Annotated in this window: 21 protein-coding genes; 12 read left to right on the plus strand and 9 right to left on the minus strand. The window is 67.4% G+C overall.

Annotated elements, in window-relative coordinates:
• Positions 1 to 2 precede the first annotated feature (2 nt).
• Together JK358_RS27605 and JK358_RS27610 are read right to left on the minus strand one after the other, a co-directional pair.
• Entirely contained in the window at positions 3 to 182 is a 180-nt protein-coding gene (locus tag JK358_RS27605; RefSeq protein ID WP_201953013.1) for a rubredoxin, read from the minus strand.
• The gene (locus JK358_RS27610) at positions 182 to 1,381 is read right to left on the minus strand and encodes an alkane 1-monooxygenase (RefSeq protein ID WP_201953016.1); all 1,200 of its coding nucleotides are present in this window, start codon (positions 1,379 to 1,381) and stop codon (positions 182 to 184) included. Before JK358_RS27610 ends, JK358_RS27605 begins: the two co-directional genes overlap by 1 nt.
• A gap of 107 nt (positions 1,382 to 1,488) precedes the next feature.
• Between JK358_RS27610 and JK358_RS27615 the strand changes: the two genes are divergently transcribed.
• On the plus strand, positions 1,489 to 2,097 hold the full coding sequence (locus JK358_RS27615; protein ID WP_307817770.1) for a TetR family transcriptional regulator: 609 nt from the start codon (positions 1,489 to 1,491) through the stop codon (positions 2,095 to 2,097).
• 53 nt (positions 2,098 to 2,150) lie between these two features.
• Here the strand turns inward: JK358_RS27615 and JK358_RS27620 are convergent, their stop codons facing one another.
• Positions 2,151 to 3,584, minus strand: coding sequence for an MFS transporter (locus JK358_RS27620; protein WP_201953019.1), 1,434 nt, complete (start codon positions 3,582 to 3,584; stop codon positions 2,151 to 2,153).
• 300 nt (positions 3,585 to 3,884) lie between these two features.
• Between JK358_RS27620 and JK358_RS27625 the strand changes: the two genes are divergently transcribed.
• Positions 3,885 to 5,030, plus strand: coding sequence for a lipase family protein (locus JK358_RS27625; protein ID WP_232852009.1), 1,146 nt, complete (start codon positions 3,885 to 3,887; stop codon positions 5,028 to 5,030).
• Positions 5,031 to 5,113: 83 nt separating this feature from the next.
• Here JK358_RS27625 and JK358_RS27630 read toward each other — a convergent pair whose 3' ends face one another.
• Entirely contained in the window at positions 5,114 to 6,172 is a 1,059-nt protein-coding gene (locus JK358_RS27630; RefSeq protein WP_201953022.1) for an AraC family transcriptional regulator, read from the minus strand.
• Positions 6,173 to 6,281: 109 nt separating this feature from the next.
• Between JK358_RS27630 and JK358_RS27635 the strand changes: the two genes are divergently transcribed.
• Together JK358_RS27635 and JK358_RS27640 are read left to right on the plus strand one after the other, a co-directional pair.
• Positions 6,282 to 7,748 carry a flavin-containing monooxygenase gene (locus JK358_RS27635; RefSeq protein WP_201953025.1) on the plus strand — a complete coding sequence of 489 codons (1,467 nt, stop codon included), beginning with the start codon at positions 6,282 to 6,284 and terminating at the stop codon, positions 7,746 to 7,748.
• 10 nt (positions 7,749 to 7,758) lie between these two features.
• The gene (locus tag JK358_RS27640) at positions 7,759 to 9,483 is read left to right on the plus strand and encodes a GMC family oxidoreductase N-terminal domain-containing protein (RefSeq protein ID WP_201953028.1); all 1,725 of its coding nucleotides are present in this window, start codon (positions 7,759 to 7,761) and stop codon (positions 9,481 to 9,483) included.
• Between the two features lie 54 nt (positions 9,484 to 9,537).
• Here JK358_RS27640 and JK358_RS27645 read toward each other — a convergent pair whose 3' ends face one another.
• Both JK358_RS27645 and JK358_RS27650 read right to left on the minus strand, forming a co-directional pair.
• Positions 9,538 to 10,509 carry an NAD(P)H-dependent flavin oxidoreductase gene (locus JK358_RS27645; protein WP_201953030.1) on the minus strand — a complete coding sequence of 324 codons (972 nt, stop codon included), beginning with the start codon at positions 10,507 to 10,509 and terminating at the stop codon, positions 9,538 to 9,540.
• A gap of 87 nt (positions 10,510 to 10,596) precedes the next feature.
• Positions 10,597 to 11,850 carry an oxygenase MpaB family protein gene (locus JK358_RS27650; protein WP_201953032.1) on the minus strand — a complete coding sequence of 418 codons (1,254 nt, stop codon included), beginning with the start codon at positions 11,848 to 11,850 and terminating at the stop codon, positions 10,597 to 10,599.
• Between the two features lie 106 nt (positions 11,851 to 11,956).
• Between JK358_RS27650 and JK358_RS27655 the strand changes: the two genes are divergently transcribed.
• Positions 11,957 to 12,625: a TetR/AcrR family transcriptional regulator gene (locus JK358_RS27655; RefSeq protein WP_201953035.1), complete on the plus strand. Its 669-nt coding sequence runs from the start codon at positions 11,957 to 11,959 to the stop codon at positions 12,623 to 12,625.
• Between the two features lie 16 nt (positions 12,626 to 12,641).
• Here the strand turns inward: JK358_RS27655 and JK358_RS27660 are convergent, their stop codons facing one another.
• A complete protein-coding gene (locus tag JK358_RS27660) occupies positions 12,642 to 13,496 on the minus strand; it encodes an oxygenase MpaB family protein (RefSeq protein ID WP_201953037.1) in 855 nt (284 codons plus the stop codon).
• Between the two features lie 205 nt (positions 13,497 to 13,701).
• Between JK358_RS27660 and JK358_RS27665 the strand changes: the two genes are divergently transcribed.
• Positions 13,702 to 14,175 (plus strand): hypothetical protein, encoded by a 474-nt coding sequence (locus tag JK358_RS27665; protein WP_201953039.1) that lies wholly within the window; start codon positions 13,702 to 13,704, stop codon positions 14,173 to 14,175.
• Positions 14,176 to 14,178: 3 nt separating this feature from the next.
• On the opposite strand, the gene JK358_RS27670 is transcribed toward JK358_RS27665, so the two are convergent.
• Positions 14,179 to 14,895, minus strand: coding sequence for a TetR/AcrR family transcriptional regulator (locus JK358_RS27670; RefSeq protein WP_201953041.1), 717 nt, complete (start codon positions 14,893 to 14,895; stop codon positions 14,179 to 14,181).
• Between the two features lie 123 nt (positions 14,896 to 15,018).
• On the opposite strand from JK358_RS27670, the gene JK358_RS27675 reads away from it, so the two are divergent.
• From JK358_RS27675 to JK358_RS27700, 6 genes are read left to right on the plus strand one after another with little or no spacing between them, the layout of a single operon-like run.
• Positions 15,019 to 15,873, plus strand: coding sequence for a metal-dependent hydrolase (locus tag JK358_RS27675; protein ID WP_201953044.1), 855 nt, complete (start codon positions 15,019 to 15,021; stop codon positions 15,871 to 15,873).
• Positions 15,874 to 15,910: 37 nt separating this feature from the next.
• Positions 15,911 to 16,786, plus strand: a complete 876-nt coding sequence (locus JK358_RS27680) for a metal-dependent hydrolase (RefSeq protein WP_201953047.1) — start codon at positions 15,911 to 15,913, stop codon at positions 16,784 to 16,786.
• A gap of 14 nt (positions 16,787 to 16,800) precedes the next feature.
• Complete coding sequence (locus JK358_RS27685; protein WP_201953050.1) at positions 16,801 to 18,372, plus strand: flavin-containing monooxygenase; 1,572 nt, start codon at positions 16,801 to 16,803, stop codon at positions 18,370 to 18,372.
• Complete coding sequence (locus tag JK358_RS27690) at positions 18,369 to 19,262, plus strand: SDR family NAD(P)-dependent oxidoreductase (RefSeq protein WP_201953053.1); 894 nt, start codon at positions 18,369 to 18,371, stop codon at positions 19,260 to 19,262. Before JK358_RS27685 ends, JK358_RS27690 begins: the two co-directional genes overlap by 4 nt.
• Positions 19,259 to 20,317 carry a ferredoxin--NADP reductase gene (locus tag JK358_RS27695; RefSeq protein ID WP_201953055.1) on the plus strand — a complete coding sequence of 353 codons (1,059 nt, stop codon included), beginning with the start codon at positions 19,259 to 19,261 and terminating at the stop codon, positions 20,315 to 20,317. The genes JK358_RS27690 and JK358_RS27695 overlap by 4 nt, the downstream gene beginning before the upstream one ends.
• A gap of 12 nt (positions 20,318 to 20,329) precedes the next feature.
• Positions 20,330 to 21,541 (plus strand): serine hydrolase domain-containing protein, encoded by a 1,212-nt coding sequence (locus tag JK358_RS27700; RefSeq protein ID WP_201953058.1) that lies wholly within the window; start codon positions 20,330 to 20,332, stop codon positions 21,539 to 21,541.
• Here the strand turns inward: JK358_RS27700 and JK358_RS27705 are convergent.
• Positions 21,433 to 22,701, minus strand: a complete 1,269-nt coding sequence (locus JK358_RS27705; RefSeq protein WP_201953060.1) for an MFS transporter — start codon at positions 22,699 to 22,701, stop codon at positions 21,433 to 21,435. The two genes, JK358_RS27700 and JK358_RS27705, sit on opposite strands and share 109 nt — an antisense overlap.
• Positions 22,702 to 22,748: the final 47 nt, after the last annotated feature.

Raw genomic sequence — 22,748 nt, forward strand, 5'->3', positions numbered from 1 at the left:
ATTCAGCGTCCTTGCCTGGATTCGACGGGTTCGAAATCGACCTTCTCGCGTACGCCGCAGTCCGGGCAGCACCAGTCGTCGGGGATGGCGGACCAGGGCGTTCCGGCCGGAAAGCCTTCACGCGGTGCGCCTTTGACATCGTCGTAGCGGTAGTCGCAGACGGGGCAGCGGTAGACCGACATCAGCGGGCTCCGTACTGTGCCAGCACCTTGGCGCGCTTACCGGGCTGGATGTTCACCCGCGAGATGTCGCCGTCGTAGTGGTTCAGCACGCGGTGGTCCATCACCCTGCGCCAGACCGGCGGCAGGTAGGCCAGGCCGATCATGCTGGCGTAGCCGCTGGGCAGGTTGGGCGCGCCGTCCATGCTGCGCAGCGTCTGATAGCGCCGGGTCGGATTGGCGTGATGGTCGCTGTGCCGCTGCAGGTGGTACAGGAAGATATTGGTGACGATGTGGTCGGAGTTCCACGAGTGCTCCGGCGTGCAGCGCTCGTAGCGGCCCGACGCGGTCTTCTGCCGCAGCAGGCCGTAGTGCTCGAGGTAGTTGACGGTCTCCAGCAGCGAGAATCCGTACACGGCCTGGATCACCAGGTACGGCAGCACGGCCGGGCCGAAGACGGCGGTCAGCGCGCCCCACAGCACGATCGACATCAGCCAGGCATTGAGCACGTCGTTGTGGATCGTCCACGGGCTCTTGCCCATGCGTTCGAGTCGCGCCTTCTCCAGTTCCCACGACGAGCGCAGGCTGCCCCACACGCTGCGCGGCAGGAAGGCCCAGAAGGTCTCGCCGAAGCGGGCGCTGGCCGGATCCTCCGGGGTGGCGACCCGTACGTGGTGGCCGCGGTTGTGCTCGATGTAGAAGTGACCGTAAAAGGTCTGTGCGAGGGTGATCTTCGAGAGCCAGCGCTCGAGTTCGTCCTTCTTGTGGCCGAGTTCGTGCGCGGTATTGATGCCCACGCCGCCCATGACGCCCATGCTCAGCGCCAGGCCGATCTTGGAGGCCACGCCCAGCCCGCCGTCCACGCCCAGCCAGGACAGGTCGCTCGCCGTCCACAGGTAGCAGGCGAAGACCAGGCTCAGCAGCTGGAACGGGATGTAGGCGTAGGTGCAGTACCGGTAGTACTTGTCGTTCTCCAGCATCTCCATGACCTCGTCGGGCGCGTTCTGGCCGTCCGGGCCGAAGAAGCGGTCGAGGATGGGCAGCAGGACGTACACCAGCAGCGGGCCGATCCACCACCAGACCGGGGCTAGCGCCTGCCAGCCGAGGGAGTTGAAGATCCAGACGAGAGCCGCTGCCAGGAACAGTGCGGTGGGCGGTACGAGACCGAAAAGCCACAGGTAGCGCTTGCGATCCTGCCACTGTGGCGTCTTTGCCGTGGTCACGGTCGAACTCCTTGTTTACACTTCGAGCAAATCTGTATTCATTGAATACACATAGGTCTAAAGTGTCAACAGTCGAGCACAATCAGTGCACATGTAAGATCGGCCGGGTGGCTGACGTGGCGAATTTTCAGACCGAGGTGCGGCAGCTGCTGCGCGAACGGATCCTCGACGCGGCACGCGTGATCGTGTGTACCGAGGGCTGGGGCGCGGTGAACATGTCGCGAGTGGCCAAGGATGTGGGCGTCAGCCGGCCGGTGCTCTACAAGGAGATCGGCACCCGGCAGGCGCTCGCGGACGTGCTGATCGAGCGCGAGCTCAGCGCTTTTCTGGCGGGTATCGCGGAAACCCTGCAGGCGCACGATGATCCGATCGCGGGGATGACGGCCGCCGCCGAGTACGTGCTGCGCACCGGCGCGGACAACGTCCTGCTGAAGGCGGTGCTGTCCGGGCGGCACAGTGGTGACACGACCCTGCTGCCCGCGCTGATGACCGAACCGGAACCGGTGCTGGGCAGGGCGATTCAGGCGCTGACGGTCATCTTCCGGGTGCGGTACGGGCATGTCGCCATCGGTGATGCCGAGCTGGCCTCGGTGCTGGAGATCTTCGCCCGGCTGTGCCTGAGCCACCTCTTCCAGCCCTTGGGCCCGACCGACCCGGCCGTCGACCAGATCGGACTGGTGATCCGGTCGGTGTTCTCGGCCGTGACCGCCGAATAGCGAAAAGCCCGCCGCCCGAGGGGAATCGGGCAGCGGGCGGGGGAGCGGGGCGACTACACGCCGGCGGGCACCTCCTCGGCGGTCGACGTCGCGCGGCGGAAGGTCGCCACGGCCAGGGCCGCGGCGATCACGGCGACGGCGGCGGCGGAGAGGAACGCGGCGGCGAACCCATCGGTGAGAGCCGCTGTGTCACCCAGCTTTTCGGCTCCGGCGGCGGAGGCGATGGCCGTCACCACGGCCAGGCCGAGCGCCGAGCCGATCTGGTAGCCGGTGTTCACGATGCCCGAGGCCAGCCCGCCCTCCTCCGGCGGCGCGGACGAGATCGCGGTCTGCAGCGACGGCACGAACGCCAGCGACATGCCGAGCGCGGCGATCAGGGAGCCGGGCAGCACGTCGACCCAGAAATTGCCGTCCGGGCGGATGAACGACAGCCACGCCAGACCGGCGGCCAGCACCAGCAGCCCGGACACGATCATGGTGCGAGCGCCGAAGCGGGCGAACAACTTCGGGGACACGGCGACCATGCCGACCATGATCAGCGCCGTCATGGGCAGCAGCGCCGCACCCGACGGGAACGCCGAGTAGCCGAGCACCTGCTGCAGGTAGAGGTTGAGGAAGAACCACATCGGCACCCACGCCGCGCCCAGCAGGACCTGTGCCAGGTTGGCCGCGCCCAGGTTGGGGGAGCGGAAGATGGCCGGCGGCATCAGGGGTTCGCGGCGCTTGGCCTGGATCGCCAGGAAGGCGGCGAGAAGGATTGCGGCCAGGGCGAATACGCCCCAGGTCTCGGCCGAGAGCCAGCCCGCCTCCGGTGCGCGGACCACGGCGAAGACGGCCGCGCCCAAGCCCAGGGTGGCGGTGATGCCGCCGACGATGTCGACCGAGGCGTGCGGGGCGAGCGCACCCTCCGGCAGCAGGGCCGGGGCGGCGATGAGCGCCAGCACGGCGATCGGGATATTGATATAGAAAACCCATGGCCACGAGGCATATTCGGTGATCACGCCACCGAGGAAGACACCGGCGGTGCCACCGGCGGGAGCGGCCGCGCCGTAGACGGCGAACGCCTTGGTGAGCTCCTTCGGATTACCGCCGAACAGCATCATGAGCAGCGTCAACGCGGACGGCGCGATGAGAGCCGCGCCCGCGCCCTGCACGCCGCGTCCGATGAGTTCCACTGTGGCCGAGGAGGCGATGCCCGCCACCAGCGATCCCGCGCCGAGGACGGCCCAGCCCAGCTGGAAGATCCTGCGCGCTCCGACGATGTCGGAGAGCTTGCCGCCGAGCAGCAGCAGGCCGCCGAAGACGACGACGTAGGCATTGAACACCCAGGACAGGTTCTCCTGCGAGAAGCCAAGGGACTCCTGCATTTTCGGCAGCGCCACGCCGATGATCGAGGTGTCCATGATGACCATGAACTGGGCAAGTGCGATGAGCGACAGGGCGATCCACCGGCGGGAGGCCGGTGGCGCCTGCGTACGTGTGGACATGGGACTCACTCCTTCGGGGGAATTCGGTCCCATTTGTATACCCATGGGGGGTATCTTGAAGGAATGGTTCTCGCGAGTGATTCGCATCATACCCCTAGGGGGTATGTTCGGACCTGGTTCCTATGGTTCGGTTTTCGGTCCGGTTGATCTCACTCTGCGGGATTGGCTGTGACGCCAGGTGTCGCTTTCTCTCATTTTGGGTAGTGTAGCCAACAAGCGCGGCTGTCCCGGACAGTTGTCAACATCCGGATTCGATTGCGCGACAACTGGATAGACAGTGTTGTGTATGAAGGGCAGGCAATGATGACTGCGAACGCCAACCGCTTCGACGAAGCGGCGGTAGGTGCTCTGGCTCCGGGACGACTGTTGTCGGCCGAGCCCATGACGGCATACCTGCTGCCCGGACTGCGACACCCCGCCCGCGCCTGGCGAATCCGCTACACCTCTACCGACGCCCACGGTGAATCCATCGAGGTCACCGGTACCGTCCTGGTCCCTCGCGCCCCCTGGCGCGGCGACGGCCCCCGCCCGCTCATCGGCTACGCCGTGGGCACCCAGGGCCTCGCCGACAAGATCGCCGCCGCCTCCTGGCAGCTGCGCCGCGGTGTCGAATACGAATCCCTGTTCATCAGGTCGGCCCTGCGCCGCGGCTGGGCGCTGGCCATCACCGACTATCCCGGCCTCGGCAACCCCGGCACCCACCCGTACGTCATGGGCCGCGCTCTCGGCCCCTCGGTCCTCGACTCCATCCGCGCCGCCCGCCGGCTCCCGGCCGCGGGCCTGGACCCCGAAGGCCCGCTCGGCATCTACGGCTACTCCGAAGGCGGCTGCGCCGCGGGCTGGGCCCTGCAACTCCAGCCCTCCTACGCCCCCGAACTCGAACTGTCCGGCGGTGTCGTGGGTTCCCCGCCCGCCGACCTCGAGGACATGATCGCCTTCCTCGACGGCACCCCCTACGCCTTCCTGCTCTTCTACGGCGTACTCGGTCTGGACGCGGCCTACCCCGAACTGAACGCCCTGCAGTACCTCAAGCCCACCGGCCGCGCCCTGGCCGCCGTCTTCCGCCGCACCCACGCCGGCGCGGCAGCCGTCGTCGGCATCGCGGGCGGCGCGACCGTCATCCCCACCAAGGTCGAAACCTACTGCACCACAATGCCCTTCCACGTCCCCGAAGTGCAGGTGCGCCTCCGCGAGAACAAACTCGGCCACATCGCCCCCGCCACCCCCGTCCTGGTGGCGGGCGGCACCTGGGAGCAGATCATCCCGCACCACCAGTCCGAGGCCCTCGCCAAGGACTGGCAGTCCCTCGGCGTAGACGTCACCTGGCTCTCCATGCCCCGCCGCGACCACATCCTCGGCGCCCTCTCCTTCGCGGGCCCCGCCATGCGCTTCCTCGCCGACCGCTTCACCGAATCCCACACCACCCTCCTCCAGCGCGGAGCCTGACCACCGTCAACCCGTTCGACCCGTCACCCCTGTTCCCGCAGGCTGACGGGCATGGAGGAGTTACGGGCGGCCGCGGACCGCGGTCAATCCCGCCGGTGCGTCCGGCGGTAGGCGGCGGGGGTGGTGGAGGTCCATCTTTTGAAGGCGTGGATGAAGGGGGTGGCTTCGGCGTAGCCGAGGCGGATGGCTATGTCGTCCACGGAGAGTGGGGTGGCGGTGAGCATTTCCTCGGCGAGGGTGTGGCGGACCTCGTCGAGGAGGGCTCGGTAGGAGGTGCCGGCGGCGTCGAGGTGGCGGCGGAGGGTGCGGGGGCTCAGGTTGAGGTCGCGGGCGACTGCTTCGAAGGACGGGGGTGTGGCGAAACCTGTTGCGGCGGTGCCGGGTAGGAGGCGGTCGCGGACCTCGGCGGCGATGCCGGTGCGGGCGCTGCGGCGGTGCAGCAGGTCGCGGCACTGGGCGACGCAGACGGCCCAGGTGGGCTGGTTGGCCTGGGGGAGGGGCTGGGCCAGCAGGTCGGGGTCGATGCCGAAGACGGTGTGCGGGCGGTCGAAGGCCGGGCGGACGCCGAACAGGGACTCCAGGAGTTCGGCCTGATCGGTTGCGGGGTAGGCGAATTCGGCGCGGGTGAAGTCGACGCGGGAGCCGAGCAGGTCGCTCATGACGCGGTGCATGGCGATGATGTCGCGTTCGGCCAGGAACTGCTGGACGTCGGCGGGGATAGTGTCGTGGTGGATCCAGGTGACCACCTCGCGCGGGCGGGTCTCGACTATCGGTGTGCAGAAGGCGAATCCGAGGCGGTAGTAGCGCAGGGCGAGGGAAATCGCTTCGCGCAGTGTGGGACTGGTGACGCAGGCGTAGCCGAAGATGCCGAAGGTACTGATGCGGTAGCGGCGGCCCACCTCCACGCCCAGGGCGGGCGCCTCGGGTAGTTCGCGGAGCAGATTGCGCACCACGGTCAGCTCGGTCTCGGCGGGGATCTGGGCCTCGGGGTCGATCAGCTGCTGAGCGGTCAGACCGGTGCCGGCGAGCATGCGTGCGGCGGTGACGCCGTGATCGGCGGCGAACTCGACCATGACCGCCACGCTGGCCGTGCCGCGCGGAAAGTTCCAGGTCCGGACTTCCGGTTCCTCGACCGTACTCATACTCCGATTATGGCCGAAAGTATGGATTTATTGGCCGTCGGTCTTTCATGTCCGCATAACCGCAGCTCGTAGCGTTGATCGCAGCACAACGAGGTGAGGAGAGCGGCATATGGGCACTCGGACGAGCCCGTCGATCGTGATCATCGGAACCGGCTTCGGCGGCCTGGGCATGGCCATGGAACTGCGGCGGGCCGGATTCGAGAACTTCACGATCCTGGAACGCGGCGGCGATGTCGGCGGAGTCTGGCGGGAGAACACCTACCCGGGCGCGGCCTGCGATGTGCCGTCGCCGCTGTACTCGTTCTCCTACGAGCCCAATCCGGACTGGAGCAAACGCTGCGCGCCGCAGGCGGAGATCCACGCCTACCTGCGCGGACTGGCCGAGAAGCACGGACTGCTGTCGAAGATCCGGTTCGGCAGCGAGGTCACCGAGTCCGAATACGACGACGCCACCGGCACCTGGACCATCCGCACCGCCGACGGCGCGAGCCTGACCGCGGACGTGCTCATCTCGGCCGTCGGGCAGCTCTCGCGCCCGGCCGTGCCGAACATCCCGGGCAGTGACAGTTTCGCGGGTGAGACCTTCCACTCCGCCGAGTGGAACCACGCGGTCGACCTCACCGGCAAACGCGTCGCCGTCATCGGAACCGGCGCCAGCGCAATCCAATTCGTGCCCGCCATCCAGCCGCACGTCGAGCACATGACCGTATTCCAGCGCTCGGCCACCTGGATCCTCCCCAAGCCGGACACCGATTACGGTCCGCGCCTGCGCACACTGTTCCGCTACCTGCCGCCCACCCAGCTGGTGGAGCGCGTCGGCTGGTGGGCGGTGTGCGAGACCACCTCGCTGAGCATCGTCGACATCCCCGCCATCCGCCCGATCGTGGAGTGGATCGGCACCACCCACCTGGACAAGCAGGTCAGCGATCCGGCCCTGCGCGCCAAACTGCTGCCCGACGCCCCGCCCGGCTGCAAACGCGGCCTGTTCTCCAACGACTGGTTCCCGGCGCTGGCCCAGCCCAATGTGCACGTCGAGACCGGCGGCATCACCGAGATCACGCCCACCGGCGTGCGCAGCGCCGACGGCGTACTGCACGAGGCGGACGTCATCATCTACGGCACCGGCTTCAAGGGCACCGAATTCCTGTGGCCCATGACCGTCACCGGCAGCCAGGGCCGCAAACTGCACGACGAATGGGCCGGCGGCGCACGGGCTTTCAAGGGCATCACCGTGACCGGCTTCCCGAATCTGTTCCTGCTGTACGGCCCGAACACGAATCTGGGCGCGGGTTCCATCGTGCACATCATCGAATCCCAGACCCGCTACATCCGCCAGGCCGTCGAACTGCTCGCCGGCCGCCCCGGTCATGTCCTCGACGTGCGTGCCGAGGTGGAGGCCGACTACGACGCGAGAATTCAAGCCCGCCTGGATCGTTCGGTCTGGAGCTTCTGCACCAGCTGGTACCGGAACACGGCCGGGCGCATCACCAACAACTGGCCCGGCACCGTCACCGGCTACCGCCTGAACACGCGCCGCCTGAACCCGTCCGACTACCGCCTGACCCGCGTCGGCTGAGGGAGTTCCCATGCGTTTCGACTACGACGTCCTCGTCATCGGCTCCGGTTTCGGCGGCAGCGTGAGCGCGCTGCGGCTCACCGAGAAGGGTTACCGCGTAGGCGTTCTGGAGGCGGGCCGCCGCTTCGAGGACCACGAGTTCGCCGCCACCTCCTGGCGGATGCGCCAGTACCTGTGGGCGCCGGCCCTGGGCTGCTTCGGAATTCAGCGATTGAGTCTGCTGAAGGACACCTTCATCATGGCGGGCGCGGGCGTCGGCGGCGGTTCGCTCGTATACGCCAACACCCTCTACGAGCCGCCGGACAAGTTCTACGCCGACCGCCAGTGGGGTCACATCACCGACTGGAAGGCCGAACTCGCACCGCACTACGACCAGGCCAAACGCATGCTGGGCGTGACGATCAACCCGGCCACCACACCCACCGACCGGGTGCTGCTCGAGGTGGCCGAGGAGATGGGCATCGCCGACACCTATCAGCGCACCCCGGTGGGCGTGTTCTTCGGCGGACCCGGACGACGGCCCGGCGAGGATGTGCCTGATCCGTTCTTCGGCGGCGTGGGACCGGACCGGCGCTCGTGCACCCACTGCGGCGAATGCATGACCGGCTGCCGCCACAACGCCAAGAACACCCTGGTGAAGAACTACCTGTACCTGGCCGAGAAGGCCGGGGCCGCAGTGCATCCGCTGACCACGGTCACCGATGTGCGCCCGCTCGGCGGCGGCGGGTTCGCGGTGGAGACCGTGCGCACCGGCCGCTGGGTGCGCAGGCAGCGCCGCGAATTCACCGCCGAGCAGGTGATTTTCGCGGCGGCATCGCTGGGCACCCAGAAGCTGCTGCACCGCCTGCGGGACAAGGGCTCGCTGCCCGGCCTCTCACCCCGGCTCGGCTACCTGTCCCGCACCAATTCCGAAGAGCTGCTGGCGGTTCGGAGCCGGGTGAAGGGCAGCGACTACACCAGGGGCGTCGCGATCACCTCCTCGATCCACCCGGATCACGACACCCATATCGAACCGGTCCGCTACGGCAAGGGCAGCAATGCCATGTCGCCCATGACCACCATGATGGTCGGCGGTGACGGCCCGCGCTGGCGCGGCTGGCTGCGCGAGATGGTGCGCAATCGGCGCGATGTGCTGCGGGTGCACACTCCAGCGCGCTGGTCCGAGCAGTCGGTCGGCCTGCTGGTCATGCAGTCGGTGGACAACTCCATCACGACCTACACCAAACGCGGCTTCTTCGGTCGCACCATGACCACCAGACAGGGTGAGGGACAACCGAATCCGGATTGGATCCCGGCCGGTCACGCGGTCGCCGAACGCATTGCCGAGAAGATCGACGGCGTCCCCACCGCCGCCACCTCCAGCAGCATCTTCAACATCCCCATGACCGGCCACTTCATCGGCGGCTGCGTCATCGGCGATTCCCCCGAAACCGGCGTGGTCGACCCCTACCACCGCCTCTACGGCCACCCCGGCCTGCACATCATCGACGGCTCCACCATCTCCGCCAACCTCGGCGTGAACCCGTCCCTGACGATCACCGCCCAGGCCGAACGCGCGATCTCGCTGTGGCCCAACAGGGGTGAGCCCGACCAGCGCCCGGCACCGGGCGCGGACTACCGGCGCATCGCCCCCGTCGCCCCGCGGTATCCGATGGTGCCGCCCACCGCCCCCGCGGCGCTGCGACTGCCGATCGTCGGCTTCGGCGAGAGCCGAAAGGTGAACGCGGACACGTGAACCCGCAGGCACGGGGTGCGTTGGGGTGACGGGTTGCGGCCGGGATGACCGGGGCTACAGCTGGAGCAGGCGGGACTTCGCTTCGACGTATTCGGCCGCGAGCCGGTCGACCACATCGGCGACCGGGCGCACGGCGTCGATGGTGCCGATGCCCTGGCCCGAGCCCCAGATATCGCGCCACGGCTTGGCTTCGGTGCCGGTGGACTCGTCGGTGCCGAAATCCATGACCGACGGATCGCGGTCACCGAGGTTGTCGGGGTCCAGGCCGGCGGCGGAGATACTGGGGCGCAGGTAGTTTCCGTGCACGCCGGTGAAGCGGCTGGAGTAGACGATATCGGCGGCGCTGGAGTCCACGATCATCTGCTTGTAGCCGGGGACCGCGTTGGCCTCGTCGGTGGCGATGAACGCCGAGCCGATGTAGGCCAGGTCCGCCCCGGCGGCCTGCGCGGCCAGCACCGAACGCCCGTGGCCGATGGCCCCCGAGAGCAGCAGCGGCCCGTCGAACCAGGCGCGGATCTCCTGGAGCAGCGCGAACGGCGACTGCGCTCCCGCATGCCCGCCCGCGCCCGCCGCCACCGCGATGAGCCCGTCGGCCCCGCGCTCGACCGCCTTGCGCGCGAACACATTGTTGATCACGTCGTGCAGCACGATGCCGCCGTAGGAGTGCACGGCCTCGTTCACATCGGCGCGCGCGCCGAGCGAGGTGATGACGATCGGCACCTGGAATTCGACGACGGTCGCGAGGTCCTGTTCGAGCCGGTCGTTGCTCTTGTGCACGATGAGGTTCACCGCGAACGGCGCGGACGGCCGCTCCGGATTGTCGGCGTCGTGCTTGGCCAGTTCCTCGGTGATCCGGATCAGCCATTCCCGGAACTGCGCGTGCGGGCGGGCGTTCAGCGAGGGGAACGACCCCACCACCCCCGCCTTGCACTGCGCGATCACCAGTTCCGGTCCGGACACGATGAACATGGGCGAGGCGACGGCGGGCAGCCGCAGTCGCTCGGACAGGATGGGCGGCAGGCTCATCGGTGCTTTCCTTCGATCAGGTGTGGACGTCGCGTGCGAGACGCGGTTCACATACTGCCAGTTGCAGCTGTCAGTCGCCGCGCCCGGTCAGGCGGCGTGGGTGGCGGCCAGCCGATCGTGCCGCGCGTAGCTGCGATCCGGATTGTTGGCCCGCGTGACCCGCTCGATGACCCAGGTGGTGACCCGCCGCCCGGCCCGCTCGCTGACGCCCGTCGCGCCCGGGATGATCCGCCGCGGCACCTCGATCATGGTGTTCACCACGGCGGTCGCCATGACCAGCCCCATGAACACCCGGCTGTGCGGCATCCCGAGATAGTCGGAGTTCTTGCGCCCCAGCATGATCCGCCCGTACGAGGTGGAGTACTGGGTGACGGCGTAGCGCAGCGCCCGGGTGCGCAGATCGGCGCCGTCGATTCCGTACACCGGCCCGAAGGAGGCGATCAAAGCCTTGGACAGCGTGCGCGAATCCTCGTCGGGCAGGAACTCGTAGTCGGCCTGCAGCCACATGAGCCGCCATGCGTCGGCCTCCTGGGCGGGCAGCAGTTCCGGATCCAGTCCGATCAGATGTCCGACGTACCGCCACAGGTGGTACACCGATTCCTTCTCCCGCTTGGAGAATTGCAGTCCGAGCACCTGGCAGCCGATGATGCTCGCCCACGAGAACAGCAGCAGGGTGCCCGACAGCAGTGACTGGTTGACCGGCTGATCCCAGTCGGCGTAGTTCCAGTCCGGTCGCCGGTTCATGCCCGCGCGTACCTGGGCGTGCATGATCCGCACCCGCAGTGTGTTCTTGAAGCCGGATTCGAATCGCCCCATCCCGCCGGGGCTGGTCACGTCGTACCACCAGCCGGAGGTCTCGGCGACCCGCCGCGGCGCCATGGATTCGGCCGACAGTCCGCCGGTGCCGACCAGCACCTTGTCCGCGCGGGAGGCCAGGTATCCGCCGTTGAGCGACATCATCGACAGCACCAGGCTCAGCGCCCACGGCCCGATCCGCCCGGATACCCGCGAGGCGTGCTCGAGCTTGTCCTGATCCAGCCAGTACGGCATCGAATCCACATGGGCGAAGAAGGTTTTCAGCTCTTCGGGCGCGTCCGGCACGGCGTCGATCCCGCGTTCCAGGGCGATCTCGAACAGGCGGCGGCCCTGGCCGGTGGGCAGGCGGCGGAACATCTCCACCACGGCATCGGCGAGTGGATCGCCCAGCTGGGTGAACCGGCGGTAGTCCTCGCGCTGTTCTGCGGTCGGCCGGATCTCACCCGGCGCCAGGAACTTGATGCCCAGGTTGTGCGGGAACTCCGCGAAGAATCCGGGGTCGGCCAACTGGCTGGAACGCGCCATTGCGTGCCTCCTGTTATGCGGTTCACTCTCTGGTGAAGGTCTTCACCAGAAGATTTGGTGATAGTCTTCACCAAAGTTGACGGCATGGCAATAGACGAGGTGGCGCATGTCAGAACCCCGGGGCCGGTATGCGGGTCAGAGCGTCGGCGAACGTCGCGCCCAGCGCCGCGAGAAACTGCGCACGGCCGCGCTCGACGTGCTGGCCGAGCAGGGTCTGCTCGGCCTCAAGGTGCGCGCCCTGTGCACCCGCGCGGGCCTCAACGACCGCTACTTCTACGAGAGCTACTCCCATATCGACCGGCTGATCATGGAGGTGGTCGAGGAGCAGCAGGCGCAGATCCTGGCCGAGCTGCTGGTGGTGATCGCCGCCGAGCCGGCCGACACCCGTATTCGCCTGCGGGCCGTGGTCGAGACCGTGGTCGCCGCGGTCGCGGACCACCCCGCCCGTCGCCGCCTCTTCCTCGACATGCAGTCCACCGACGAATTGCGCAGCCGCCGAACCGAACTCGTCAATATGGCGATGAACATCATGCTCGATCAGGGACGTGAACTGCTCGGCGCGGAGGCCGTCACCGGCATCCACGCCGAACTCGCCGCCCGCACGGTCGCCTACGGCGGCCTCGACATCCTCACCGAATGGCTGGCCGGCGACCTCGACATCGACCGCACACAGCTGATCGACTTCCTGGTGGCCATGATCCTGACCTCCTCGGAGATCACCACCACCGTGCGCCGGGAAATGGCCGGCGCGGGCGGGGCCGAACGCCCCGCCTGATCGGAAGCGCCGCCGCTCAGTCCTTTTCGGCAGCGACGATGCGCTCGTACACGCTCTTCTCATAGCGCAGCCGCCGCGGCACCAGCGGCCACGTCGTGCGCACCAACGTGCTGAACACCTGAAACCCCAACGCGTCCAAGGAATTCCAGCGCAACCCGAGGATCTCGCGCCCGCGTTCGGGCATGAGCGCGGCGATCAGCCAGACATTGAACTGCATGAACGGCTTGCGGATCACTGTCCAGACCGGCCGCGGGATTCCCGGAACCGGCGGAATCTCCAGGCGCGCCGCGTTCAGGGCGAAGTCGGTGGTCGCATTGGCCTCCAACTCCGCGGCCAGCATTCGATTCCAATATGCCTGGAAGTCGGCGTAATTCGTGATCACCGGTTGCTCCGACAGCCCGTACCGCTGCCACCAGGTCACCCCCTCGGCGATGAGCTGATCCTTCTCCGCCCAGGTCAGCGGCGTGCCGAAGTGCTCGTTCAGCGCGATCATGGTCTCCACGAAGACCGCGTGGGTCCACCAGTACACGTCGGGATTCAGTGCGTGATAGCGCTTCCCGTGGTGATCGATCCCTTTGATATCCCGGTGGTAGTCGCGAACCCGCTGTGCCGCACCGGATTCCGGCGAATCGTAGATCGAGTCCTCGATTCTGGGGATGGAGCGCAGCAGGCGATCCCAGGGATCGTCGAAGAAATTCGAATGCTGCTGCAGCGCCGCGCCCACGGCCGGATGCATGTTCTGCAGGGTGCCCGAGCGCCCGAAGAACAGCTTCGAACGCCTGTCGCCGAAGTACTTCCAGGTCAGCGATCCCGGTCCCAGGGGCGCGCCGGTATGCGCTTCCCGGGGTTCGACATGCGCGGCGTTGGTCATGTCTGTGCCTCCACTCCGTTGCGGGCCGATCTTCGGACAATGCAACATGAACTCTCGCATTGTTGCAAGATGATGAGACAATAACTGCTTCTTTGTCGCACGGCGACCCTCGTGCGCTACCTTCAGCCCCTGCTGACGGCGGACTGAATTTCGGTGCGTGGGATGATGATCATGCTCTTTCGAGTGGTGACCGGATGGGGGACGGATGCGGATTTCGACGGTTCTGCGGAGTGCGGCACTGGCCGCGCTGATGCTGCTGCTGTGCGTGGTCACCGGGGTTGCCGGGGTGGCGCGAGCCGATACCGCGAAGGCCGAGAAGGTGGCGACCGACTACGCGGTCGGAGCGGCGACCGTGGACTACCGCGACACCGACAGCTGGATGAAGCGGCTCCAGCACAACGCCACGCCGGAGCTGGCCGCCAAGTACGAAGGCACCCGGGCCAAACTCGAGCAGATCATGATCCCGCTGAAGTGGGAGTCGACCGCCACGCCGGTCAGCGCGCGGACCACCTCCGAGAAGGACGGGGTCTATCAGGTCGAGGTCGTGCTGGATGTGACCACCCGCAATACCCAGAATCCGGACTGGACGCACAGCACGGTCACCTACTACATCACCGTGGACGGTCCACGCGGCTACCTGGTCTCCGATGCCGGTGGCGATGCCGCGCCGCTGAAGTAGCGCTCAGCTGGTGGGCCGGTCCGACAGGTCGGCCAGCGCCGCCAGCGGCTGATCGGGATTCAGTGTGAGACCGCGGGATTCGGCCGTCGCCGAGATGGCTCCCCAGGCGAAGGCGGTCAGCTGCTCGGTCAGTTCCTTGGCCGTGATCACCGGATTGTTGAGCCAGCGCAGCACGCCCAGCCCGATCGCGCCGAGCAGCGCGTCGGTGACGTATTCGGTGTGCTCGCCGTCCGCGCCGCGCAGGCGCAGGATGCCGGAGAGGAAGTCCGCGACCGTATCGGACAGTGGCCGCCCGTCCTCGATCAGCCGGGCCGCGCCGAAGGCCGTGATCACATGTGAGCTGACGATGAAGCGAAACAGGTTGGGCCGCTCGGCAACCAGATCGATATAGGCCGACAGCGCCGTGTGCACCGCCTCGCGCGCGGTGGCGGCGGGATCGAAATGCGGCGTCACCCGCTCCATGATCAGCTGCTGGACCCGGCCGCTCACCGCGGCCAGCAGTTCGACCTTGTCGCCGAAGAACCGGTACAGCTTGGGCCGCGGGATGCCCGCGGTCTTCACCACGTCGTCGATGGACAGTTCGGGCCCGTGCGTGTCGATGGCCCTGATCGTGGCCTCGATGAGCTCGGCCCGGACGGCCTCGCGATGCGAATGCCAGCGGTCGTAGCGGGCGTCACCCTTGTGGACGGCCGGGCGGTCGTTGGGCGGGTGCGAGGCCATGCGGCCGATTGTAATTCGATCCGTTATGACCCACCCCCTTGCTCTGTGTCTGGGACACTCCTACACTAGCGGTACATCGAACAGCCAGTACTAGGTACTGAGTGTTCCACAAGGATGGTCCCAATGACAGTCACGACTTCCAGCTATCCCAAGGCGCGACGCATCAAATTCCGTGTCGAGCAACATGATTCGCGAGACAAGTACTTCGTGGACGGGGACATGGTGTTCAGTCACTTCGTCGCCGGCCTCTCCGGAGGCTTCCCGCCCGGGGAGGAATCCTTCATCCGCTCGGTGCGCCGCGTCGCCGACAAGGTCACCGATCCGCTGCTCAAGAAACGCGTCACCGGGTTCGTCGGCCAGGAGGCCATGCACGGCCAGGAACACCGGCGGCTCAACGACAAACTCGTCGACATGGGTTATCCCATCGAATGGCTCGACTCACCCGAGCAGCAGCAGCGCATGCTCGCTCTCGAGCAGCGACTGCCCGCCCTGGTGCACCTGGCCATGACGGCGGCCGCCGAGCACTACACGGCGGTGCTCGCGCAGCGGGTGCTGACCAGCGACGAAATCCAGTCCATCCCAGCCGAACCCGAGTTCTGGAACCTGCTCAACTGGCACGCGCTGGAAGAGCTGGAGCACAAGTCGGTGGCCTTCGACGTCTTCCGCGCCGTCGGCGGCACCGAGGCCACCCGGATCGGCGTCATGCTGGCCATGTTCGCGCTCACCGTGCCGTTAACCTATGGCTCCCTGGCGGTTTCGCTCTGGCGCGATCCGCAGGCCCGGCGGCGGCCGCTGCGGGTGGCGCGCGAGGCGTACTCGCTGTTCCGCGGCCCCATCTTCCGTGGACTCATGCCGGAACTGGCCAAGTACATGCGGCCCGGCTTCCATCCTGACCACATCGACACCGAGGCGCTGCTCGCGCACTGGCAGGACGAGCTCTTCGGCGAGAACGGCGTACTGGTCGATCACCTGAAGTAACACAACTCAATTCGAGTATTCGAGAAAGGACCGACCAATGACGATCGGTCGGCAGGAAACCATGTCCCCCTATCCGAAGGTGCGGCGCATGCGATTCCGGTTCGGTGACCCCGAGCCGATGGCGCACCACTTCGTCCAGGGCGATATTCCACTCACGCATCTCATCGCGGTGCTGTCCGGGGCGTTCCCGCCCGGCGAGGAATCGTTCATCCGCTCGGTGCGCAAATTCTCCGGCGGCATCACCGATCCGGTGCTCAAGAAGCGGGTCGCCGGATTCATCGGCCAGGAGGCCGTGCACGGGCAACAGCATCGCAGGCTCAACGAACAGCTGATCGAGAACGGTTTTCCGCTGGTGCGGCTGTTCACCTTCGGGCCCGGCGCACTGCGCGAGAAGGCCGTGATCACGGTCGAGAACTTCGTGCCCAAACAGGTGCACCTGGCCTTCACGGCCGCGGCCGAGCACTACACGGCCACCCTGGCCAAGCGGGTGCTGGGCACCGAGGAGATTCAAGCCATTCCGGGTGATCCGGAGGTATGGCATCTGCTCAACTGGCATGCGTTCGAGGAACTCGAACACAAGTCGGTGGCCTTCGACGTCTATCGCAACAGCGGCGCACCGGAATTCGTGCGCATCGGCGTGATGGCGGGGATGTACTACTTCACGATTCCGGCGGTGTCGGTCGGCGTGCTCGCCTCGATTCTGAGCGATCCGCGCAGCTGGCGGCCGTTCAAGGTGCTGCGGCAGTCCGTGGCGCTGGCCCGCGGTCCGATCGTGAAGGGGCTGCTCAAGGAAATGCGGCCGTATATGCGACCGGGCTTCCACCCCGACGATATCGACACCGACGACCTGCTCGAGCAGTGGCGGCGTGAGCTGTTCGGCTCCGACGGCGAACTACTGGACCGCATCGGCTGATTCGGGAATCACACATGAACAATGTCTTGGACGGGCGGGGTGCGCCGGCCGAGGCCCGCCCCGATCACGAGGTCATCGTGATCGGGGCCGGGTTCGGCGGCATCGGCACCGGAATCGCCCTACAGCGCAAAGGTATTCACGACTTCCTCATCGTCGACAAATGGGATCGGGTGGGCGGCACCTGGCATGCCAACACCTATCCCGGTGTGGCGGTCGACATCCCGTCGTTCATCTACAGCTTCTCCTACGAGCAGCGCGGGGACTGGTCGCGGGTGTTCGCGCCCGGGGCCGAACTGCGCGACTACGCGGAGAGCATGGTCGACAAGTACGGGCTGCGCCCGCGGCTGCGGTTGAACACCACCATCATCGGCGCCGAATTCGACGAGCGGAACAGCCTGTGGCGCTTGCGGACCGACGGCGGACAAGAGATGACCGGGCGGTACGTGGTGCTGGCCATCGGCGGGCTGGAGCGGCCCAAAATGCCCGCTATCGAGGGCCTGCAGAACTTCGGCGGCACGCTCGTGCACACCGCCATGTGGGATCACGATGTGGCGCTGCGCGGTCAGCGGGTGGCGGTGATCGGCACGGGCGCCACGGCGCTCCAGCTGATTCCGGCGATCGTCGAGGAGACCGCGCATCTCACGGTCTTCCAGCGCACGCCCATCTGGGTGTTCCCGAAGAACGACGCCGAAATCGGGTGGCTCGGACGGCAGATCCTGGGGCGCAAGCGGATTCGCTCCGCACTGCGGCTGGTCGGCAATATCGGCACCGAAATGGCCATGAGCGGCATGGTGGCCGGTCCCGCCTGGCTCACCAGCGCGGGCCGCACACTCGCCGAGGTGCCGGTGCGGCGCTGGATGCGCGCCCAGGTGCACGATCCGGAACTGCGGGACAAGCTCACGCCCCGTTACGGATTGGGCTGCAAGCGGCCGTCCATGTCCAACGACTACCTGAAGACGTTCAACCGCACGGACGTCAGCCTGGTCACCGAATCCATCGACCGCGTCACCGAACACGGTGTGGTCACCGCGGACGGGCACGAGCATCGCATCGACGTGCTCATCTGCGCGACCGGATTCAAGCTGTGGGACAAGGGCGCGATCCCGCCCTTCCCGGTGCGCGGGCGCGGCGGCCTCGACCTGGAGACCTTCTGGGACGAGCAGCGGTATCAGGCGTACCAGGGTGTTTCGGTGCCCGGGTTCCCCAATGCCTTCACCATCACCGGCCCGTACGGGTTCGTGCTCGGCTCCTACATCTGGATGATCGAGGCCACCGCCGCGCATCTGAGCCGGGCCATCGCGGAGTCGAAACGGCGTGGCGCCACCGAGATCGAGATCCGGCAGGAGGTGCACGAGGAGTACTTCCGCAAGTGCCTGGCGCGACAGGAGAAGAACTTCCTGTTCACCCCGGTGTGCGAGGGCTCCAACACCTACTACATCGACAATCACGGGGATTCCCCGTTCCGGCCGTCCACACACGGCGAGATGTACTGGCAGAACCGGCATTTCGATCTCGACGTGTACCGCTACACCCAGGGCGCTCCGGTGCCCGCGCAGCCGGTGGTCTACTCCGAGGAGTCGTCGTGAAACTCAACACCCTCGAACCCCGGCTCGTGGTGGTCACCGGGGCGGGCAGCGGGATCGGGCGGGCGGTGGCGCTGCGGTACGCCCGCGGCGGGGCCGAGGTCGTGGTCTCCGATATCGACAAGGATGCCGCACTGGCCACGGTCGCCATCATCCAGGCGGCCGGAAAACGCGCGGTGGCACTGCAGTTGGATGTCACCGATCCGCGCGCCTGGGCCGCCTTCGCCCGGGACGTGCACGCCGACCACGGCGTGCCGGACGTGCTGGTCAACAATGCCGGGATCCTGGTCAGCGGCTCCTTCCTGGACCTGGAACCCGAGGACTGGGATCGGCAGCTGAGCGTCAACCTCATGGGTGTCGTGCACGGCTGCCGGGTCTTCGGGCGGCAGATGATCGACGAGGGCAGACGCGGGCACATCGTGAACATCGCCTCGGCGGCCGCCTTCACGCCGACACCGGTCATGTCGGCGTATTCGGTGTCCAAGGCGGGCGTCAAGATGCTCACCGAATGCCTGCGGCTGGAGCTCGCGCCGAAAGGGGTCGGTGTCAGCGCGGTCTGTCCCGGCGTGATCAACACGAATATCGGTGAGCACGCCATCACCGTGGGCGTGGATCCGGCGCTGGTGGAGCGCGGCAAGCAGATCGCCGCGCAATTGCAGGAACTGGCCGCGCAACTGCCGTTCTCGCCCATGAGCCCGGATCTGGTGGCGCGGGCCGTGGTGCGGGCCGTGCGCTACGACCTGGCGGTGGTGCCGGTGCGCACCGAAGCCTGGCTGGGCTACTTCCTGCTCCGGCTCGCCCCGGGCGTGAATCGCCGCATGACACAACCCTTCTCGATGGATCGCATCCAGTCGGCCGGAGCCTGGCTCGCCGGCAGGGGAGGAACTGCATGACCCGCGTCCACCAGATCAAGGTGCGCGAAGTAGTCAGCGAGACCGCCGAGGCGGTCTCGCTGATCTTCGATATTCCCAGCGATCTGACCAGAAGATTCCAGTACTCCCCGGGTCAATTCCTGACCCTCCAGATACCCAGCGATCGCACCGGGTCGGTGGCGCGCTGCTACTCCCTGTCCAGCAGTCCGCACTGCGACGACCGCCCGACGGTGACGGTGAAACGCACACCGGGCGGCTATGCCTCCCACTGGATCTGCGACAACCTGACACCCGGCTCCCTCGTCACCGTCCTGGAACCGGCCGGAAACTTCGTCCCCCGCAACTGGAATCGCGACTTCGTGCTGTTCGCGGCGGGCAGCGGCATCACCCCGGTCATCTCGATCCTGAAATCGGCCCTCGCCACCGGGCGCGGCAAAGTAGCCCTGTTCTACGCGAACCGGGACCGCGACTCCATCATCTTCGCCCGCCGACTCCAGGACCTGTTCCGCGCATACCCACGCCGCCTGACGGTTACGCACTGGCTCGAATCCGAGCGCGGCCTCCCGACCCCGCGCGGTATCGCGGGCTGGGCGAAGCCCCACCGCCACCACGATGTATACCTCTGCGGTCCACAGGGTTTCGCCACCACCGTCAAACATGGCCTGGCGCACCTGCGAATCCCGGAGCGCGCCATCCACCAGGAGGAGTACCGCTCCCTGACCGACAACCCCTTCGAACACCACACACCGGCTCTCGCGGTCCTCGCGACGGTCGCGGAGCCCATACAACCGTCGCTCACCACCGCCACCGTCACCGTCGACCTGGACGGCGAAACCCACCGCCTCCCGTGGCCCCGCACCGAGAAACTCCTCGACGTCCTGCTGGCCCACGGCCTGGACGCCCCCTACGTCTGCCGCGAATCCGCCTGCGGCACCTGCGTCTGCGCCGTGAAATCCGGTCGCACCCGCATGCTCATGAATGAAGCGCTCATCGACGAGGAACTCTCCCAGGGGCTGACCCTGGCCTGCCAAACCCTCCCCGAATCCGACGACGTCCACGTCTCCTTCGACCAGTAGGTGGTTCTCGTAATGTCCGCTCTCCCCTCCGGAATCAACGGTTACGCCGACCCCCGCTTCGCTCCCGCCGCACGTGCCTTCCGCCGCCTGTTCGCCCGCTACCTGCGCACCGGTGGCGCGCTCTCGGTCTACCTGCGCGGCGAACAGGTGGTGCACATCTGGACCGGCACCGCCGACGCCGCAGGAGAGATCCCCTGGACCGCCGACACCGCCGCCCTCACCTTCTCCACCACCAAGGGCATCACCTCCCTGGTCATCCACCGCCTCGCCGACCGCGGCCTACTCGACTACGACACCCCGGTCGCCGAATACTGGCCCGAATTCGCCACCGGCGGAAAGCATTCCCTCACCGTTCGTGATCTGCTGGCCCACCGCTCCGGCCTCGCCGACCTCCGCCGCCTGCTGTCCGCCCCCGCCGACATCCTCGATCACGAACTCATGGAATACCGCCTCGCCGCCGCCACCCCCGACTGGACCCGCGGCCTGCCCATCTACCACGCGGCCACCTTCGGCTGGCTCCTCGGCGGTCTGGCCCGCGCCGTCACCGGCGAAACCATGTCCACCCTCTACCGGACCGAACTCGCAGGCCCCCTGGGTCTTTCGGGCCTGTACCTCGGCCATCCGGGTCCGGACGCACCGGTGGCCGAGCTGGTCGGATCCAACCTCTCCTTCACCGGCACCCGCCTGGGCGCACCTCTCACGGCCGCCGTCGCCCGAGTCCCCGTCCTGGGCAAAGCGGTGACCGCCATCCACGTCAGCGGCGTCCAGGACATTCTCATGGGCCCCGACCCCCGCATCCTCTACTCCGAAAACGGCGCAGCCACAGGCATCTTCACCGCGGACGCCATCGCCCGCAGCTATTCCGTCCTGGCGAACGAGGGAGCCCACGACGGAATCCGGCTCCTGACCCCCGAATCAGCCAGGGCCCTCAACCGTTTCACCCGCACGAGCCCCGACCCCCACCGCTTCACCCCCTGGCACCTCGGCTACCACTACTTCCCCACCCGCGGCGCTCCCCACGCTTTCGGCCACATGGGCATGGGCGGCTCCGGCGGCTGGGCCGACCCCGACTCCGGCCTCGCGGTCGGCTTCGTGCACAACCGCATGGCCCTGGCCTACCTCCCCGTCGACATGTCCCTGCTGTCGTTGCTGCTTCCCTCGATCGCCGGGAGCGCGGCCTTGATGCGGGGTGCTACCGAGGCGTGGAAGGCTTCGGCGGTCTGAGGGACGAGGGCGGCGGCGATGATGGCGAGGAGGGGTCCTACTGCCATGAGCTCGAAAGCTCTTGTGTAGGAAGCGTGGTCGGTGATGGCGCCGAAGGCGAGGGGGCTGAGGACGCCGGCCAGCTGGCCGCCGAAGAGGATGATGCCGGAGGCTGCGCCTATGTAGGTGGTGGGGAGGGCTCGGAGGGGGACGGAGAAGGCGGGCATGAGGGTGAGGCCGGCTATGAAAGTCATTGTGGTGCCCAGGATTACGAAGAGGGGGAAGGCGTCGACGCGGGGGAGGGCGAAGAGGAGGACGGCGGTGGCGGCCATGGAGGGGATGACGATGATGCGGGGGTGGCCGCCGAGGCGGTCGGAGAGGCGGGCGCCGAGGACTACGCCGACGGCGGCGGCGAGGGTGGAGGGGGCGGCGGCTACGGCGACCATGGCTACCGTGATGCCGCGTTCCTCCTGCAGGAAGGTGGGGGTCCAGGCGGTCACGCCCCAGATCAGGGCGTCGTAGCCGAAGAAGATGACGGCGAAACCGAGGAGGGCGGGGGAGCGGAGGACGGCTCGGCGTTCGGCGGCGGGTGGGGCGTCGGCGACCTGGATTTCGGGCTGGGGGAGGGGGTCGGGCATCCAGCGTTTCCAGGCCAGGATCACCGCTACGCCGAGGATCGAGATGACGGCGAACATGATTCGCCAGCCGACGGTGGGGATGAGGATCCCGGCGATGACGGCTGCCAGGAGTATGCCGACGGCATTGGAGGCATTGGTCCAGCCGGTGGCCGTGGTGCGGTGTTCGGGGTGGCTGCGCTCGGCGAGGGCCTTGATGGCGGCGGCCGGGAAAACCCCCTGGACCAGGCCGAACAGGAAGCGCATGGCCAGCATGACGGTGAACGACCAGGCGATGGCGGTGAGTCCGGTGAAGATCGACCAAGCGAACAGGCCGATGACCGCCATCCGCATGGCGCCGTAGCGGTCGGCGAGCAGACCGGCCGGTAGTTGCACCGCGGCGTACGCCACGAAGAAGGTCGAGATGAGCAGGCCCTGCTGGGTGTGGTCGAGGTGCAGATCCTCGCCGATCCGGGACAGCGCGAAATTGATGACGGTCCGGTCGATGTAGTCCACGACCCACGCCGCGAACAGCAGCATGACGGTGATGCGAGTGGTTCGTGGCATCCGCTGCCCCTTCACAACGAAGGGCGTGGCGGACTGCCACACCCCGC

The organism is Nocardia acididurans, assembly GCF_016741815.1.
Classification (GTDB): Bacteria; Actinomycetota; Actinomycetes; order Mycobacteriales; family Mycobacteriaceae; genus Nocardia; species Nocardia acididurans.